This window comes from Cellulosimicrobium sp. BMG9.23 (genome assembly GCF_059159985.1).
In genome coordinates this window covers 432,219-448,083 of the sequence record NZ_JBZGBZ010000005.1, presented here as the reverse complement: position 1 = coordinate 448,083, position 15,865 = coordinate 432,219, and the positions used below count along the sequence as shown (strand labels likewise).

Here is a 15,865-nt window from a genome sequence, read left to right as displayed (position 1 = left end):
TTCTTTCCGACGGGCTGTCCCACGGCGACATGCTCGACGGGGACGAGGGCCTGGTCGGCGGTCAGGGAACGGATGAGGGCGGCGGGACGGCGAGGGTCGTCCCGCGGTACGGGGCGAGGTCGGCCGCCTGCTGGAACGGGGCGCCGAAGCCGCTGCGGTCCTCGCCGTCCTCGGTCCGGACGAACGCCCCCGCCCGCTCTGCGGCGCCCTCCGGAGGCACGCCGTCCGCGACGAGCGCCGCGACGACCAGGTCGTGACTCCGTGAGCGCAGGACCATGCCCTCGGCGGTGCCCTCCGCGCTCGCGCGGTCGACCGTCGTCCTGAGGCCCGAGTCGAGGTCGACCAGGTAGCCCTCGACCACGGCGAGCGCCGGCGTCGTCAGCACGGCGGGGCCGGGGGCGACGTCGCCCGCCACGCCCATGAGGAACCCGAGGCGGGACTCGTAGCGCTCGGCGGCCTCCACGGCGGAGGCCACGTCGGCACGGTGCATGCTGCCGACGATCACCCCGGCGTCCGACAGCGCCTTGTCGTGCGCGTCGAGCGCCCGCACGACGCCGGTACGCAGCTCCGGGTCCGTCGGGTCCGGGCGCGACGGCGTCGGGCCGAGCGCGTCGACCACGGTCGTGTCGTGGTGCGCGAGCATCGTCGCGTTCCAGAACCGCACGCCCTCGGGCGACGCCATCGTCGCGGACAGCGTCCGGGACAGGGCCTCCGGCTCGAGAAGGGGGAGGGCCCGGCCGCCGCTCCCGTGGGCGCGCGGCGGACCGACGTGCACGCCGACCGCATCGAACGGCTCCTCGGCGGCGAAGCTCGTGTCGAACGCCTCGACGTAGGGCGCGTAGGCGGCCGCGAGATCCGTCTGGGCGGTGGGCGACAGGGTGGTGCCGGCGAGCCCGCCCGGAGCGTCCCACGTCACCCGGGACAGCAGCAGCGCCGCGCTCTCCCGGTCCGACGGCGCGGGGCTCGCCTCGCCGTGCTCGACGGCGGCCCGCACGACCGCCGCGACGCCCTCGCCCTCGTCGGGCCAGCCGCCGAGGGGGACGGCACCGACCCAGAGCGCGGACCGGGCGGCGAGGCGGTCGTGGTCCCCGTCGCCGGCGAGGAAGCGCAGCGACTCCTCGGGCGAGTCCGCGAGACCGCTCAGCGCGGCACTCATGACGAACCGGGCGTCGCGCTCGAACGGGAGGGTGGCGAGAGGGTCGGGGGACGCGGCGTCGGCCCGCCGCTGCGCGTCGAGGCGTTCGAGCGCGCCGGCGTGCACCCGGGGTGCGCCGCGCGCAGCCCCGAGGAGTGCCGTGGCCGTCGCCGACCACCCGAGAGGGATCGTGACCGTACCCAGGTCGTCGACGACCGCGGCGCCCAGCGCCTCCTGCTCGTCGGGAGCGAGCGAGGCCGCCCACGGGCCGAACGTGCCGGCGACCGCGAGCGTGATCGTGCCGTGGGGAGTCCCCGGGTCGAGGACCGACCCGTCGGGCGTCAGGTGGTCACCTTCGAGCAGCACGTAGAGGTCCCCGGGCGGTGTCGCGGCGTAGAAGGCGGACCAGAACGCGTCGTCCGTCCCTCCTGCCTCGGCGAGGCGGTCGAGCTCCTCGACCGCCGCCGCCTCGCCGTCGTCGTCGAGCCCGCGCCCGACGAGGCGGTCGACGAGAGCGGCGGCCGCGAGACCCGAGATCGTCGACGCCACGCTCGCCGCGGCGCCGTCGCCCGACCACGTGGTGCGGAACCCCGACGCCTCCCCGCCCGCTGCGACCCACGCGCTCACGGCGCGCACGTCCGCGAGCGGACCGAGCTGCGCCGCCGCACGCCGCGACTCGGCCTGCTTCGCGTCGCGGGCGGCGCGCCAGTCGTCCTCGGCCCGACGCACCTCGTCGCGTGCCATGACCCCGCGCCGGGCGGCGTCCCCCAGCGCGCTCCCGTGCGCCACGTCCAGGGTCTCGAGGAACGGCGTCCGGTGCAGGGCGTCCAGCTCGGCCTCCCGGCGGACCACCTCGTCCAGTGCCGACCGGCGCCGCGCGATCGCGGCGGTCGCTTCGAGCTGGCGGGCGAGGAGGAGGTCGGCCTGGCCGTGCAGGACCCGCGCCGCGGCGTCGAGCACCGCGCGATGGGTGGACGCGCGACCGGTGAGGTCGTCGAGCCGTCCCAGGGCGAGCGCCACGGCCTCGCCACGCTGGGACGCGACGGCGACCCGCACACGTGCCAGCTCGTCGCCCGCGACCCCCAGCGCGTCGCGGGCCCGGGCCAGCGCCGCGGCCGTCCCGTGCAGCGCGGCGCTGTCCCCGGTCAGCGGCAGGTACTCGACGTCGCTCACGTCACGCCACCCCGGGCCTGCGCGGGTGGGGCGGCCGACGGCACGAGGACCTCGGCGAGGCTCCGCGCCGTCCCGGCCTCGGCGCCGTCGAGAAGCGCCGCGGCCTCGCGCAGCGCCGCGGCGAGCTGGTCGAGCTCGGTGAGCAGGAGCCGCCGGGCCGGTCCCCACGCGCCGAGCAGCCCGGCGACCGCGTCGGCGAGCGCGGCGTCCCCCGCCGCGGTCGCGTCGACCGCGGCGGCCGCGGCCTGCGGACCGCCGACCGCGAGGAGCGCACCGGCGGCCCCTTCCGTCAGCGCAGCGGCGAGCGCGAGCGTGTCGGTGTCCACCGCGAGATGCCCCACCACCGGCCCCCTCCCGCCGTCGGTCGCGAGGGCCGGCGGTCCTCGATCGGTGCGACGCTAGCAACGAGGATCCCGGTGACCCGGGTTGTCCACAGGTCCAGCTGTCGGTGACCGGTGGCGTGCTGCTCGCTGCGCGCACGGTCGGCGGTCGGTACGCTGCGGGACGTCCACGAGAGCGACGTCCCCGCGGACGGTTCCACCGCGCTGGCGATCCGGAGATCAAGGGAGGCGCCATGCGCGCGAGCGGTACCACGGGAGCGGGTGACGTCACGGGAGCGGGTGGTGACCTGGGTGCGGGCGGCGTCGGGGGCCCGCCGGGACGTGGGCGCGTCGTCGTCGTGGGCTCCGCGAACGTCGACCTGGTCGTGGACGTGCCGCGGCACCCGGGCGCGGGGGAGACCGTGCTCGGCGGAGACCTGCGGCGGTCGCCCGGCGGGAAGGGCGCGAACCAGGCCGTCGCGGCCGCGCGCGCCGGGGGCGCGGACACGACGTTCGTCGGGGCGGTCGGTCGGGACGACGGCGCGGAGCTTCTCCTCGCGTCCCTCGACCGCGGGGGCGTGCGGACCGACCTCGTCGCGCGCGTCGACACGGCGACGGGCACCGCGCTCATCACCGTCTCGCCCGACGGCGAGAACGCGATCGTCGTCGCACCGGGCGCCAACGCCCACGTCCGGCTCGGCGCCGAGGACCGTGCGCGGGTCGCCGCGGCCGACGCCGTGCTGGCCCAGCTCGAAGTGCCGCTCGACGTCGTGCGCGACGCGGCGGACGCGCGCCGTCCGGGCGTCCCCCTGATCCTCAACGCCGCCCCGTCGCGGGACCTGCCCGAGGACGTGTGGGACGCCGTCGACGTGCTGGTCGTCAACGAGCACGAGGCCGCCGATCTGGCAGAGGCCGGCAGCGTCGGAGACGGCGGCACCAGCACCAGCACCAGCACCGGAACCGGCGCCGTGGGTGGCACGGGTGACACCCGCGACACGCCCCGCGCGGGACGCACCGAGGTGCTCGCGGTCTCGCTGCTCGCGCGCGTCCCGGCCGTCGTCGTGACGTTGGGCGGGGACGGGTGCCTCGTCGCCCGCCGCGGACGGGGCACGGCCGGGCCCGAGATCGTCGTCGTCCCGGCGTTCCCGGCCGACGTCGTCGACACGACCGGTGCGGGGGACACGTTCTGCGGCGTCCTCGCGGCCGGTCTCGCGCGCGGGGCGGACCTGACCACGGCCGCGCGGCTCGCGGCGGCGGCAGGTGCGCTCGCCGTCGCGCGGCCGGGCGCGCAGGACGCCGTCCCGGACGAGGCCGACGTCGTCACGCTGGCCTCGCGTCACGGCTGACGAGCACGTCGCCGACCGCCGAGCACGGGGTTGGCCACCGGAATCCTCGGGAAACGGTCGCCAACCCCGTGGTCGGTGGTCGCCGACCCCGTGCTCGGCCGCTCAGGCGTCAGCGCGACGTCGGCGCGACGTCAGCCGGGCGTTCAGCAGGACGTCGCCGGGTAGGCGGTGGCCTGCACCGTCTGGATGCCCTTCCCGTCGACGTTCTTGTACGCGGTGAGCTTCGCCTCGCCCGCCGCGAGCTCGGCCACCTTCGCCGGGAGGGTGTGCTGCACCGTCTGCCCCGCGGGTATCTTCGTGAACTTGTACCCGCCCGCCGGGCTCTCGACGCGCAGGTCGACCGGCACGGAGTCGGAGTTGGTGATCTCGATCGTCAGCTCGGCCTTCTGGGCCTTGCACGACGGCGTCGCGGTCCCGGAGAACAGCACCGCGGTGCTGCCCGGGGTGGCACCCACGACGCCGGCCGTCGCCGACTGGTCGAACGACGCGTTGCCGTACGTCGCGAACCAGCCCTGCGCCGTCGCGAAGTCCTCGGTGAAGGCGCGCGAGAGCAGCAGCAGGAGCCGCGCCTTGACCGCGGTGAGGTCGCCGCCGGCGATGAGCCCGTTGCCCGAGCCGTAGGACGACCCGGAGCCGGTACGCGTCGTCGAGACGAACCAGACGCCCTTGTCGCGGATCGCCGCGCTGCGGGCCTGGCTCATCGCGGACGAGATGCCGCCCGCGCCGGTGCCCGCCGTGACGATGCCCTGGACGCCCGCGTTCGCGAACGCCGTGACGGCCTCGCCGCCGGCCTGCTGGTACGACATGAGGATCTCGGTGCGGGGCAGGTTCTCGGGTGCGACCTTCGTCAGGTCGAACGGCGTGAACCAGTCCTCGGTGTCGCACGTCATGACGCGGGCCGGGGCGCGGCCGAGCGTGATGTCGTCACCGTCGATCCAGCCGAGCACGCCGTACTCGCGCGTCTGGAACGTGTCGGTGCGGTACGAGTTCGACTTGGTGACCTCGCGGGCCGCCTGGATCTCGTCGTTGAGCATGAGGACCGTGCCGAAGCAGTAGGTCTGCTGCGATGCCGCGACCTTGATCGCGTTGTACAGGTTGGCCGGCGCGTCGGTGCCGAAGACGAGGCTGTCGTCCGGACCCTCGCCCGACCCCCACGGGCGCATGGATCCGGAGGTCACCACGGGCTTGCGCGACTGCACCGTGAGGTCGAGCCAGTACGCGAACTCCTCCTGCGTGTCGGTCCCGGTCGTCACGACGACCGCGTCCGCCGTCTCGAGCTGCTTCTCCACCTCGAGCGTCAGGGCGTGGAACTGGGCGATCGAGTATCCGGACGAGCCGGCGTTGCCGAACTGGACGGCGGTCACGTCGGCGACGGCGTCGAGCTCGGGCCGCAGCGTGTTCAGCATGTCCTCCATGCGGTACGTGCCCGCGCGGTAGCTCGTGAACGTGTCGCGGCCGGTCGCCTTGCCCGCCATCGTCCCGCCGGTCGCCACGACGACGACCTTCGGCTTGCCGGCCGCGGCGTTCGCCGTCGCGGTGCCGTAGCGCGCGGAGGCGATGCCCAGCGGGTTCGTCGCGGCGCCCGCGGCGAGGACCGGGGGCTGCGCGCCGTCGGCCCGTGCCGCGGCCGCCGTGGCGCGCGAGTCGGCGACGGCGTACGCGACGGTCGCGACGACGGCGGCGAACGCGAGAGCGACGGTGACGACGAGCGCGACGACGCGCCCGGAGAGGGTCAGAGTGAGCGTTCTCAAAGGATGGCCTTCCGTCGGGGCCCCTGCGCGCCCGACGCTAGGCACCGATTGTTGCCTGGGGATTGCGTCGGTGTAAGAAGCCGCAGCGCGGTCGCGCCGGTCCGTGGGGAGAGGTGCCCATCGTGCGGCGCGCCCTCGGGCCGTAGGCTCACGCCCGGCGAACGGCCGCCCACCACGAGTGGCGGCACGGCGGAAGGAGAGCCCGTGGGGCAGGGGATGTGGGGCGCGGACGTCGAGGCGCTGCGGCAGCTCGCGGGCGACATGTCGACGGCGGCCGACCGGATCCGGTCCATCGGTTCGTCGACGGCGACCGTCGTCCACGCGAACCCCTGGACCGGTCCCGACCAGCAGCGGTTCGTGGGCGACTGGGACTCCGCGCTGCACCCGCAGCTCGTCGCGATCGCGCAGACGCTCACCCAGAGCGCCGAGTCCGTCCGGCGCAACGCCGACGAGCAGGAGACCGCCTCCGCCGGCGGCACAGGGACGGGTCCGGGTGGCGGACCGGGGACGGGACCTGGCGGCTGGCCGGGTGCGGGGCCCGGGACAGGACCGGGCAACGGGCCGGGGACAGGGCCGGGCTCCGGCCCCGGCAGCGGTGACGACACCTGGCTCGGCATCCTGCCCGACTGGGTCGGCGACGTCGCCAACATCGCCGGCATGGTGACCGACTTCGTCGGGTCCGGGCTCGAGGGCGCAGATCTGCTCAAGCTGCTGAAGGTGCCCGGCGCGGTCTCCGGAGCGTTCACCTGGCTCGGTGTCGGGTTCGGGCTCCTCGGCGCGTTCGAGGGCGGCTTCGAGATGGGGCAGGGCATCGCGGAGGGCAACGGGTGGATGATCGGCGACGGCGCGATCACCGCGACCATCGGCGGCGCCGGGGCTATCGCCGCCGTAGCGCTCGCGTCCAACCCCGTAGGCTGGGCGATCGGTGCGGGGATCGCCGTCGTCGGTGCCGGCTGGTGGGGGCTGCAGCAGCTCACCCCGGAGGGGATGGAGACCACGGAGTGGCTCGCCTCGATGGGCGAGAGCGCGGTGACCTCCGTGTCGAACGCCGTCGGGGACGCCGTGGACGCCGGCCGTGAGGTCGTGGACGACGTGGTCGACGGTGCCGCCGAGTTCGTCGACGACGTCACCGCGCCGCTGCGCGACCTCTTCTCGTTCGGGTAGCCCCCGGACCTCCTGAGCGGAACCAACCCTTCGACCGAAGCCGGAGCTGCCCGTGGCAACCCCCAGCACGTTTCCCCTGACCACCTTCGAGCTCGTCGCGCTGCTCTCCCTGTCGCCCGGGCCCGCGGCGGAGCAGTCGGCCGCGAGCCTGCGCGTCGCCGGGCCCGGCACCGACGCGACCGCGCAGCGCGCGGGTCTCGCGTCCCTCCTCGTCCGCGAGCTCGCGGAGGTGCGCGACGGGCTGATCACGGCGCGCGGGAACGCCGGCGGCGTCGCGGCCGTGCTCACCACCGCCACGCAGTGGGTGGAGGTCGGCGTCGCGCGGGCCGAGTCGGGCGACGGCGCGGTGCTGGTCCAGGCGCCGGGCGGCACGCTCCTCGTCACGCCGCGCGGCCTCGACCTGTGGGACGTGCTCCCGGTCGAGCCCGGCACCGACCTCGTCCGCGCGGGCGTCGACCTCGCCCGGCGCGGCGTCGACGTGACGCCGGCCGACGCCGCGGTGGCGGTCACGGTCAAGGTCACGACCTCGAGCGGCAGCACCGTCGCGAGCGCCCACCGTGCGCCCGACGGCGCGTGGCAGCTCGCGCTCGAACCCGCGGACGCGGAGGGTCGCCTCACCGTGCAGGACGACGCCCCCTCCGACGAGGACGAGGCGATGGCACGGCTCACCGAGGCCCTGCGATGAGCCACGGCGCGGGTGACGACCAGGTCGACCGGACCGCGCTCGTCCGTCCGTTCGCGGCGTTCGTCCTCGTCGTCACGGTCACGTGCCTGGTGGTCGCGCTCGTCGTCGCGCTGTTCGGGGGCGGCTCGGGCGGGGACCAGACGGCGCGATGGGTCGGCGTCGGGATCCTCACCGCCGGGGGTCTGTTCGGCATCTGGTTGCAGGTCGTGATCCGGCGCTCGGAGCTCTGGAAGCAGGCGAGGGCCCGGCGTCGACCCTGACGCCGCACGCGCTGCCGGCCGCGCGCACGAGGCGGGCGGAGCCCGTCCCTCCTGCGGGACGACGGGAATCACCCGGGCTCACGGTTGACCGCGGTCCGTGCGCGGACGAGCCTGGAGGCGGCGTCGGCGCGCGACCGGCGCGGTCAGGAGCGGTCATGGACGACCGGACCGAGGCGCTGCGCCGCGCCGTCGAGCACGCGAGCGCGTGGCTCGACTCGCTTGCGACCCGACCCGTCCCGCCACGCGTGACCGTCGAGGAGGTCGTGGCGGCGCTGGGCACGGACCTCCCCGGAGGCCCGACGCCGCCCGCGGACGTCGTGGACCTGCTCGCCACGGCGTGCGACCGGGGCCCTCACCGCGATGCCGTCGGGCCGCTTCTACGGCATGGTCATCGGCGGCAGCCACCCGGCCGCGCTCGCCGCGGACTGGCTCACGAGCGCGTGGGACCAGAACTCCGCGCTGCGGACGGTCACGCCCGCGCACACCGCGGTCGAGGACGTCACGAGCGCGTGGCTGCTCGACCTCCTCGGTCTTCCGCCCGCGAGCGCGGTCGGGTTCGTCACCGGCGCGACGACGGCGAACTTCACCGCGCTCGCGGCGGCGCGGGGCGAGGTCCTGCGCCGGGCCGGGTGGGACGTGCGCAGCGACGGGCTCACCGGGGCTCCGCGTGTGCGCGTGCTCGTGGGCGCGGAGCGGCACGAGTCGGTCGACCTCGCGCTGTCGTACCTCGGTCTGGGCGCGCCCGAGGTCGTGGCCGCGGACGAGCAGGGCCGCATCCGGACCGACGCGCTGGCCGCGGCGCTCGCCGCGGGCTCGCGCTCCGGCGGGCCGCCGCCGATCGTCCTCCTCCAGGCCGGGAACGTGCACTCCGGTGCGTTCGACCCGTTCACCGAGGCGATCGACGTCGCGCACCGGCACGGCGCGTGGGTGCACGTCGACGGCGCGTTCGGGCTGTTCGCGGCCGCCTCGCCGACGTACCGGCACCTCGTGGCGGGCCACGAGGCCGCCGACTCCTGGGCGACCGACGCGCACAAGACGCTCAACGTGCCGTACGACTGCGGCCTCGCGATCGTCGCGGACCCGGTCCCGCTGCGCGCCGCGATGGGCATGCACGGCGACTACCTCATCCAGAGCGACGCGGGCGACCCGTTCGACAAGGTCCCCGAGCTGTCCCGGCGGGGCCGGGCGTTCACGGTCTGGGCCGTGCTGCGATCGCTCGGGCGCGAGGGCGTCGCCGACCTCGTCGACGGCTTCTGCCGCCACGCGGCCACGTTCGCCGACGGTCTGCGCGCGCTGGACGGCGTCGATGTGCTGCACGACGTCGTCTTCACGCAGGTGTGCGCGTCCTTCGGCGACGACGAGCGCACGCAGGACGTCGTGCGCCGCGTGCTCGAGGACGGCACGGCGTGGATGTCCGGCTCGCGCTGGCACGACCGCGCCGTGCTGCGCATCTCGGTGAGCAGCTGGGCCACGACCGACGACGACGTCCGCACGAGCCTCGACGCCCTGCGCCGCGCTGCGTCGGCCTGACGGTCCCTCGGGCCGACGCGACGGTCGCAGGCTGGCGCAACCATCGCGCCGAGCACGACATGGCGGCCGTTCTCCGCGTGAGAACGGCCGCCAGGTCGTGCTCGGCGGCGAGCAGGATCGTGCTCGGCGTGCTCGGCGTGCTCGGCGTGCTCGACGGCGCCCGCCGGCAGGCCGGTGACTCAGCGGTCGCGGTCGAACCACCCGCCGAGGCCGTGGCGGTCGCCGCGCCAGTCGTCACGCCACGAGCCCCAGCCGCCGTGGCCGCCGTGACCCTTCGTCCTGCCGAGGCTCACGGTGGTGACGCGGCCGTCCGGAGGCACGCCCTCGCCCGGCATGACGTTCGTCGTCGCGACGAGCCCCTTGCCCGTCCACTCGACGGCGCCGGGGAGCGGCACCTCGACGAGCGTGCGGAGCCCGCCGCGCTCGACGACGGAGATCTTGCCCCCGAACAGCTCGGCCACGTAGACCGTGCCCGTCGGGGTGACGGCGAGGTCGGTGGCCGTGATGAAGCCGGACGCGATCTGGCGCACCGTGCCGCGCCACGGGTCCACCTTGAACACCACGCCGCGCGCGATGTCGGGGTCCTCCGGTCCGCCGGGGAGCGCGGTCACGTAGAGCTGGCCCCACGGCCCGATCTCGACGTCGGTCGGCACGGGCTCCCACCAGTACGTCTCGCCCACGACGCACTCCGGCCACCCGACCTGCCCGGCGATGTCTGCGGTCACGACCAAGGGCTGAGGGGGCAGGACCGCGACCGTGCGCAGGCCGCGACGGTCGTGCGCGAGGATCGCGTTCATCCCCGCGTCGGCGACGTACGTCGTGCCGAACAGGCTCGCGGTGGCGTACGGGTGGGCGTCGACGATCCCGGTGTACAGCCCGGGCAGGAAGGCGTCCTCGGGGATCTGGTCCAGGCACGCCGGGTCCGTCTCGAGCAGCCCGTAGGACACGTCCCCGTCGGGGTTGTTCGCGGTCTCGAACGCGTGCACGTCGGCCAGCACGGTCGGTGCACCCACGGGCGTGCCGCCACGGTCCGTCCGGACCGTCTTGAGCACCGCGGACAGCGACGTGTCGCTCTCGCCGTAGAAGGTCTCGGCGAAGGTGATCGTGCGGTCGGCGTACGACACGCCCGCGACGTCGTGCCCGGGCTCGGCGGTGTGGATGTCGGTGGCCGTCCCGTCGCGAGCGACGGACGTGAGCGCTCCGGCGAAGTCCTGCGAGACGTAGGTGGTGCCGTGCGGGCCGACCGCGAGGCTCAGGGGCCCGAGGAGGCCTCCCGTGACGTCCTTGACGGTGGGTGGGCGGGGTTCGGGTCTGCCGCCGCCGTGCGCGACGGCGGGGGTGGCGGCCAGCAGCAGCGTCGTCGCCGCTGCGGCCAGGACGGTGGGAACGCGTCTCATGGGTGTGCTCCAAGGTCCGGCAGTGCCCGACACCCGCAAGGGGACGGCCCGCGGTGGCGGGCGCGCGAGGTCCGGGCGTGTTCATGGATGTCGTCGGGCCGGACGACGGAGGCGCGCGTCGCGGGGCGACCGTGCCGGGGGCCGGTGGAACCGGCCGCAGAGTCGGTGAGAGCTGTCGGTGAGAGCTGGCTGTGACTCAGCAGTGAGGATGAGCCTCCACGAGTGTGCACCCCCCGGCCGGGCCCGCGCCAGAGCCCGGACCCGGCCGGAGGGGTGAGATCCCGGGTGAAGATCGTTGGTGCGAGGCCGAGCGCTCAGCGCACCGCGACGTCGACCCACACGGGGCGGTGGTCGCTGCTCGGGAACGGGTAGACGCCGGTGAGCCGGGACAGCGGGTCGGTCTGCACGGGCCAGAACACCCCGGCGTCGCGCACGCGCAGGTCGCGCGACGGCAGCACGTAGTCGGCGCGCAGGTTGCCCGGGGCGGTGTCGGCGAAGTCCGCGGTGTCGTACGCGGGGTCGCCCTGGTGCGTCGCGTTCGCGCCGCCCTGGAGCACGGCGGCCTCGACGCCGCCGTCGGAGCGCGGCGCCGGGTCCTGGACGCGCCGGTGGTCGAGGAGCTGGTCGATCGCTGCGTCGACGGAGTCGCCGTCGAGCGGGTCGGCGTTCTGGTCGCCGAGGATCACGAACGACTCGCTCGGTCGCAGCCCGCCGCGGCGGCCGTCGTCATCGTAGACGTACCGCGACGCCTTGCCGGGCGTGACGTAGTCCGCCCAGAAGCGGATCTCGTCGTGGTTGCGGCGGCCGTTGCGGTCCTCGGGGCCGTCGAACGTCGGCGGCGTCGGGTGCGATGCGAGCACGTGCACGGTCTCGCGGCCCACACGCACAGGGACGTCCCAGTGCGACTTGCTCGACAGCCGTACGACCTCGAGCTCCTCGGGCGTGAACCAGTCCGCGGGCGCCGGCGTCGTCGGGTCGTCGGGGAGGAGCGCGCCCGGCATGTCCTTCCAGAGGAACTCCTGGAACGTGCGGACGTCGCGCGTGTCGATCGGGTACCGCGACAGGACCGCCATGCCGTACTGCCCCTCGAACACGCCGAACCCCAGAGCGTCGTCCCCGCCGCCGACCGTCCCGTCGTTGTTGAGGTCGAACCCGCTCGGGACCCCGGTGTTCGACGGCGCGACGTACGCGTACCGGTACTCGATCGGCTGCGCGCCGCCCTGCGGGACCTCGAGGTAGTTCTCGCGGAACAGGTCGACGGCGCGGTGGTCGGGGACGTGGTCGAACTCGTTGAGGAGCACGACGTCCGGGCGCGTGCGCTGGAGCACCTCGGCGATCGTGGCGGCCTGCGCGTCGTCGGGCGTCGACAGGTCGGTCACGAGCTCGCCCGCCGCGGCGCGGTTGAGGCTCGCGTTGTACGTCGCGACGCGCAGCGTCGAGCCCTTGCCGGACCCGCTCCCGCCGCCGTTCCCGTTCGCGTTCCCGTTCGCGTTCCCGTTCGCGTGCCCATCGCCGTGCGCGACGGCGACGCTCGCCGACGCGCCGACGGCGCCGAGCGCGAGGGTCGCGGCGAGCGCCGCGGCGACGGCGGTGCGGGTTCGCGGGCGGGTCCGGGTACGGCTCGTGGTGCACGGTCGCGTGGTGCTCGTGGACACGGGTGGTCTCCCTCGTCGTCGACGGATCGTCCCCGCCACCGTACGAGGTCCGGGTGACGCCGGGAAGACCGGGAGGTGACGCCCGCGCGTCGGGTCAGAGGAGCCGCTTGGCCTTCTGGGCGAGCCCGTCGACGGAGCGCAGCCCGCGCGACAGCGTCGTCGGGCCGCCGTGCTTCGCCTCCGTCCGGTCCGCGACGAGCCGCGCGACCCGTGTCGCGACGGGGATGAGAACGACCGCGATGACGAGCGTGCGCAGCCGGCGTCCGAAGAATGCCCACATGGTCGTGCCTCCGGGTGTCGAGATCGTCGGATCCCCGACCGTAGGGCCGTCGACGCGCGCTCGCGCGCGGGAGGGGCGGCCGAGCCCTTGCGGATGCGGGTGCTGCGGGCCGAAGGTGGGCTGGGGGCTGCGGGGCCCCGGACGGGAGGTCGACATGACGGAGCAGGACGGGAGGTCGACATGACGGAGCAGCGACCGGGAGCGGTCCCGCGCACGTACCCGCACGGCGTGCCGTGCTGGGTGGACACGGAGCAGCCCGACGTCGACGCGGCGCTCGCGTTCTACGGCGCGCTGTTCGGCTGGGCCTTCGAGGAACGGCTCCCGCCCGGTGCGGGCGGCCGGTACGTCGTCGCGTCCCTCGGCGGCGAGCCCGTCGCGGCGATCGCGTCGCGCGCGCCGGGCGAGGGATCGCTCGAGTGGGTCACGTACGTCGCCGTGGACGACGTCGACGCGACCGCCCGAGGGGTCGAGGACCTGGAGGGCGAGGTCCTCGACGGGCCGGTGACCGTCGGTGCCGCGGGCCGCATGGCCGTGGTGCGGGACCCGCAGGGCGCGACGTGCCGGTTCTGGCAGCCCGACGGGCGCCTTGGCGCGCAGCGCGTCAACGAGCCGGGGACGTGGAACTTCAGCAACCTGCTCACGCCCGACCCTGAGCGCGCGCTGCACTTCTACGGCCCGCTGCTCGGGTGGGAGGTGAGCCCCGACCTCGGCGCCGGGATGGTGCGCGTGCCGGGCTACGGCGACCACCTCGCGCGGACGTCCGACCCCGGGATCCACGAGAGGCAGGCGAAGCTGCCTCCCGGGTTCGCGGACGTCGCCGCCGGGATCGAGCGCGCCGACGGGCCGGCGCGGTTCGTCGTGACGTTCGCCGTCGCGGACCGCGACGCGTCGGTCGAGGTGGCCGAGCGCGCAGGGGCGACGGTGCTGTCGTCGGTCGAGACGGACTGGTCGCGCGACGCCGTGATCCGTGACCCGCAGGGCGCGGAGCTCACGCTCTCGCAGTTCGCCCCGAAGCAGCCCGTCTGACCCGCCGACCCGGGTCGCGCGCGCAGACGCCGAAACCCGGGGTCGCACGTCCAGACGCCGAACCCGGGTTGCACGGCGATCGGGAGGTCGATCGACGTGCAACCCGGGGTTCGGCGGGCGGGTCAGCGGAGCGCCAGGGGCTCGTCAGCGGGAGGCGAGGTGGTCGATCTCCGCGGTGAGGCGCTCGACAGTCGCGTCGTCGTCCACGTGCTGCGCGACCGTGCGCGCGAGGCGGTCCCAGTCCTCGCGCTCGAGCGCGGAGAGCAGCTGCTGGAGCTGGCCCGTGCTGACCTCGAGCCCGGCGAGCCGGCCACGCAGGCCCTCGGGCGTCACGGTCACGACGACCGTTCGCTCGGCCGTCGCCTCCCCGCCCTCGCCGGTGGCCGTCGCGACGACGGTGTGCTCGCCCAGGGCCAGGTCGGCGGCCGGCACGAGCGCGCCGTTCTCGACCACCTCGCCGTCGAGCGTGAGCACGACCTCGTCGGCGTCCGTCGACGAGGCGGCGACGACGAGCGTGCCACCCCGCTCCACCTCGGCGCCGTCGGCAGGGCTCACGATGCTCACGGTCGGCGCGGGGGCCGGAGCAGGCTCGGCGACCTGGCCCTGGGCCTCCTTCCAGCCGACGAACGCGCCGGCGCGGTCGGTGATCACGCCGTCGACGCCGATCTCGGTGAGCCGCTTCCAGTCCGCCGCCGAGTTCACGGTGTACGGCATGACGGCGATCCCGGCCGCGTTGAGCTCGCCGACGACGCTCGGCCGCGCGAGCAGCGCGGCCGCCGACGGGTTGTACATGACCGCCCCGAGCTCCTGCGCGACGGCGACCGGGTCGGCGTCGAGCGCGCCGCGGAGCAGGCCGCGGGGGATCTGCGGCGCGTGCTCGCGTGCGGACCGGAGCGCGTTGACGTCGAACGACTGCAGGACGACGCGGTCCTCGAGCCCGGCGTCCACGATCATGTCGACGACGCGCTCGACCTCGGCGGACGTCTCGGGGCCCTTGATCTCGAGGAGCATCGTCGACGAGCCGGTCCCCATGAGGTCGAGCATGTCGGCGAACGTCGGCAGCGGCTGCCCGGCGAACGCGGGGCTGAACCACGAGCCGGCGTCGAGCCCGGCCAGGTACGACGACTGCAGCCGCGCGACGTCGCCCGACCCGTCCGTCGTGCGGTCCACGGTCTGGTCGTGGCTGACGACGGGGACGCCGTCGGCCGACGTGTGCACGTCGATCTCGACGTACTCCGCCCCGGTGCGCATCCCCGCGGCGTACGCGGCCAGGGTGTTCTCGGGAGCGACCGACGAGTACCCGCGGTGCGCGACCGTGACCGGCAGCTCGCCGTCGTCGCCGACGTACGAGGCCGGCTCGATCTCGGTGACCGTCACGTCGTCGATGCTCACGGTGGCGCCCGCCGTGACGAACCCGAGCGCGCCGCCGTCCGTCCGGTCGATGCGGCCCTCGAGCACCTCGGTGCCGTCCAGGACCCACGTCGCCTGCGCACCCTGGACCTCGACCGCGAGCGACACGTCGCGGCCGGTGCCCGCGTCGAACGGCGCCGAGGCGGTGTACGGGACGTTCCACCCGTTCGCCCGCGTGCGCTGCGCGATCTCGACGCCGTTGCTCGCGGTCGACGTGCTGCGCAGCACGGCCTGCCACCACGGGACCGCGCCGTCGGGCGCGACGTCGAGGATCGCCCCCGCCCAGCGCGACGCGTTGTCGACCTGCTCGAAGCGCAGCGTCGCCTCCAGGCGGAAGTTGTCGATCGACTCGCCGAACGTGATCCGCGCAGGGGAGGAGCCGTCGGGCGCGTCGCCCACGAGGCGGCCGTCGCGGACCTGCCAGTCACCGAGCACCGGCGTCCAGCCCTCGGGAAGGGTGTCGCCGTCGAACGTCTCGGTGAGCACGACGTCGCCCGGCACCTGCGCGAGAGCAGCGGCCACCTGGCCGGTGGCTGGGCCGCTGACAGGGCCGGCGACGGGGCCGGCAGGGGCCGCCGTCGCGGCTCCCGCGAGCCCTGCGGCGGTCGTGGACAGGACGAGCGTCCCGGCGAGGACGCCGGAGAGCACTCCGGAGCGCCTCGCGGCGGGTCCGCTGCGGGTGGTGCGGGCGGGGACGGTCATCGTCGGGTCCTCTGGGTGTGGTGCGGACGGT

13 protein-coding genes are annotated in these 15,865 nt (G+C 75.2%); 6 read left to right on the top strand and 7 right to left on the bottom strand.

The features are described from left to right. Window positions 1–61: 61 nt before the first annotated feature. Together AC4H2G_RS10750 and AC4H2G_RS10745 are read right to left on the bottom strand one after the other, a co-directional pair. The gene (locus tag AC4H2G_RS10750) at window positions 62–2,308 is read right to left on the bottom strand and encodes a hypothetical protein (protein WP_494365746.1); all 2,247 of its coding nucleotides are present in this window, start codon (window positions 2,306–2,308) and stop codon (window positions 62–64) included. Beyond that, window positions 2,305–2,634: a hypothetical protein gene (locus AC4H2G_RS10745; RefSeq protein WP_494365745.1), complete on the bottom strand. Its 330-nt coding sequence runs from the start codon at window positions 2,632–2,634 to the stop codon at window positions 2,305–2,307. Before AC4H2G_RS10745 ends, AC4H2G_RS10750 begins: the two co-directional genes overlap by 4 nt. A gap of 248 nt (window positions 2,635–2,882) precedes the next feature. Between AC4H2G_RS10745 and AC4H2G_RS10740 the strand changes: the two genes are divergently transcribed. Then, window positions 2,883–3,974, top strand: coding sequence for a ribokinase (locus tag AC4H2G_RS10740; RefSeq protein ID WP_494365744.1), 1,092 nt, complete (start codon window positions 2,883–2,885; stop codon window positions 3,972–3,974). A 143-nt stretch (window positions 3,975–4,117) separates the two neighbouring features. On the opposite strand, the gene AC4H2G_RS10735 is transcribed toward AC4H2G_RS10740, so the two are convergent. Beyond that, window positions 4,118–5,725: an asparaginase gene (locus AC4H2G_RS10735; RefSeq protein ID WP_494365743.1), complete on the bottom strand. Its 1,608-nt coding sequence runs from the start codon at window positions 5,723–5,725 to the stop codon at window positions 4,118–4,120. A 204-nt stretch (window positions 5,726–5,929) separates the two neighbouring features. On the opposite strand from AC4H2G_RS10735, the gene AC4H2G_RS10730 reads away from it, so the two are divergent. The 4 genes from AC4H2G_RS10730 to AC4H2G_RS10715 all read left to right on the top strand — a co-directional run bounded on the left by AC4H2G_RS10730 (window position 5,930) and on the right by AC4H2G_RS10715 (window position 9,364). Then, complete coding sequence (locus AC4H2G_RS10730; protein WP_494365742.1) at window positions 5,930–6,889, top strand: WXG100 family type VII secretion target; 960 nt, start codon at window positions 5,930–5,932, stop codon at window positions 6,887–6,889. A 52-nt stretch (window positions 6,890–6,941) separates the two neighbouring features. Continuing rightward, window positions 6,942–7,574, top strand: a complete 633-nt coding sequence (locus AC4H2G_RS10725; RefSeq protein WP_494365741.1) for a hypothetical protein — start codon at window positions 6,942–6,944, stop codon at window positions 7,572–7,574. Beyond that, entirely contained in the window at window positions 7,571–7,834 is a 264-nt protein-coding gene (locus AC4H2G_RS10720; protein WP_494365740.1) for a hypothetical protein, read from the top strand. Before AC4H2G_RS10725 ends, AC4H2G_RS10720 begins: the two co-directional genes overlap by 4 nt. A gap of 360 nt (window positions 7,835–8,194) precedes the next feature. Next, entirely contained in the window at window positions 8,195–9,364 is a 1,170-nt protein-coding gene (locus AC4H2G_RS10715; RefSeq protein WP_494365739.1) for a pyridoxal phosphate-dependent decarboxylase family protein, read from the top strand. 179 nt (window positions 9,365–9,543) lie between these two features. Here AC4H2G_RS10715 and AC4H2G_RS10710 read toward each other — a convergent pair whose 3' ends face one another. The 3 genes from AC4H2G_RS10710 to AC4H2G_RS10700 all read right to left on the bottom strand — a co-directional run bounded on the left by AC4H2G_RS10710 (window position 9,544) and on the right by AC4H2G_RS10700 (window position 12,696). Further along, window positions 9,544–10,761: a ScyD/ScyE family protein gene (locus tag AC4H2G_RS10710; protein ID WP_494365738.1), complete on the bottom strand. Its 1,218-nt coding sequence runs from the start codon at window positions 10,759–10,761 to the stop codon at window positions 9,544–9,546. Window positions 10,762–11,075: 314 nt separating this feature from the next. Beyond that, window positions 11,076–12,194, bottom strand: a complete 1,119-nt coding sequence (locus tag AC4H2G_RS10705; protein ID WP_494365762.1) for an endonuclease/exonuclease/phosphatase family protein — start codon at window positions 12,192–12,194, stop codon at window positions 11,076–11,078. Window positions 12,195–12,510: 316 nt separating this feature from the next. Then, the gene (locus AC4H2G_RS10700) at window positions 12,511–12,696 is read right to left on the bottom strand and encodes a hypothetical protein (protein ID WP_435737398.1); all 186 of its coding nucleotides are present in this window, start codon (window positions 12,694–12,696) and stop codon (window positions 12,511–12,513) included. A gap of 180 nt (window positions 12,697–12,876) precedes the next feature. Here AC4H2G_RS10700 and AC4H2G_RS10695 point away from each other — a divergent pair, with 180 nt between their 5' ends. Next, window positions 12,877–13,722, top strand: coding sequence for a VOC family protein (locus AC4H2G_RS10695; protein ID WP_494365737.1), 846 nt, complete (start codon window positions 12,877–12,879; stop codon window positions 13,720–13,722). A 144-nt stretch (window positions 13,723–13,866) separates the two neighbouring features. Here AC4H2G_RS10695 and AC4H2G_RS10690 read toward each other — a convergent pair whose 3' ends face one another. Continuing rightward, entirely contained in the window at window positions 13,867–15,834 is a 1,968-nt protein-coding gene (locus tag AC4H2G_RS10690) for a glycerophosphodiester phosphodiesterase family protein (protein ID WP_494365736.1), read from the bottom strand. Window positions 15,835–15,865 lie beyond the last annotated feature (31 nt).

Excerpts from the sequence above, each read along its gene's own strand:
- AC4H2G_RS10740 (WP_494365744.1), top strand. The coding sequence starts at position 2,883 with ATGCGCGCGAGCGGTACCACGGGAGCGGGTGACGTCACGGGAGCGGGT.
- AC4H2G_RS10720 (WP_494365740.1), top strand. The coding sequence starts at position 7,571 with ATGAGCCACGGCGCGGGTGACGACCAGGTCGACCGGACCGCGCTCGTC.
- AC4H2G_RS10715 (WP_494365739.1), top strand. The coding sequence starts at position 8,195 with ATGCCGTCGGGCCGCTTCTACGGCATGGTCATCGGCGGCAGCCACCCG.
- AC4H2G_RS10710 (WP_494365738.1), bottom strand. The coding sequence starts at position 10,761 with ATGAGACGCGTTCCCACCGTCCTGGCCGCAGCGGCGACGACGCTGCTG.
- AC4H2G_RS10700 (WP_435737398.1), bottom strand. The coding sequence starts at position 12,696 with ATGTGGGCATTCTTCGGACGCCGGCTGCGCACGCTCGTCATCGCGGTC.
- AC4H2G_RS10695 (WP_494365737.1), top strand. The coding sequence starts at position 12,877 with ATGACGGAGCAGCGACCGGGAGCGGTCCCGCGCACGTACCCGCACGGC.
- AC4H2G_RS10690 (WP_494365736.1), bottom strand. The coding sequence starts at position 15,834 with ATGACCGTCCCCGCCCGCACCACCCGCAGCGGACCCGCCGCGAGGCGC.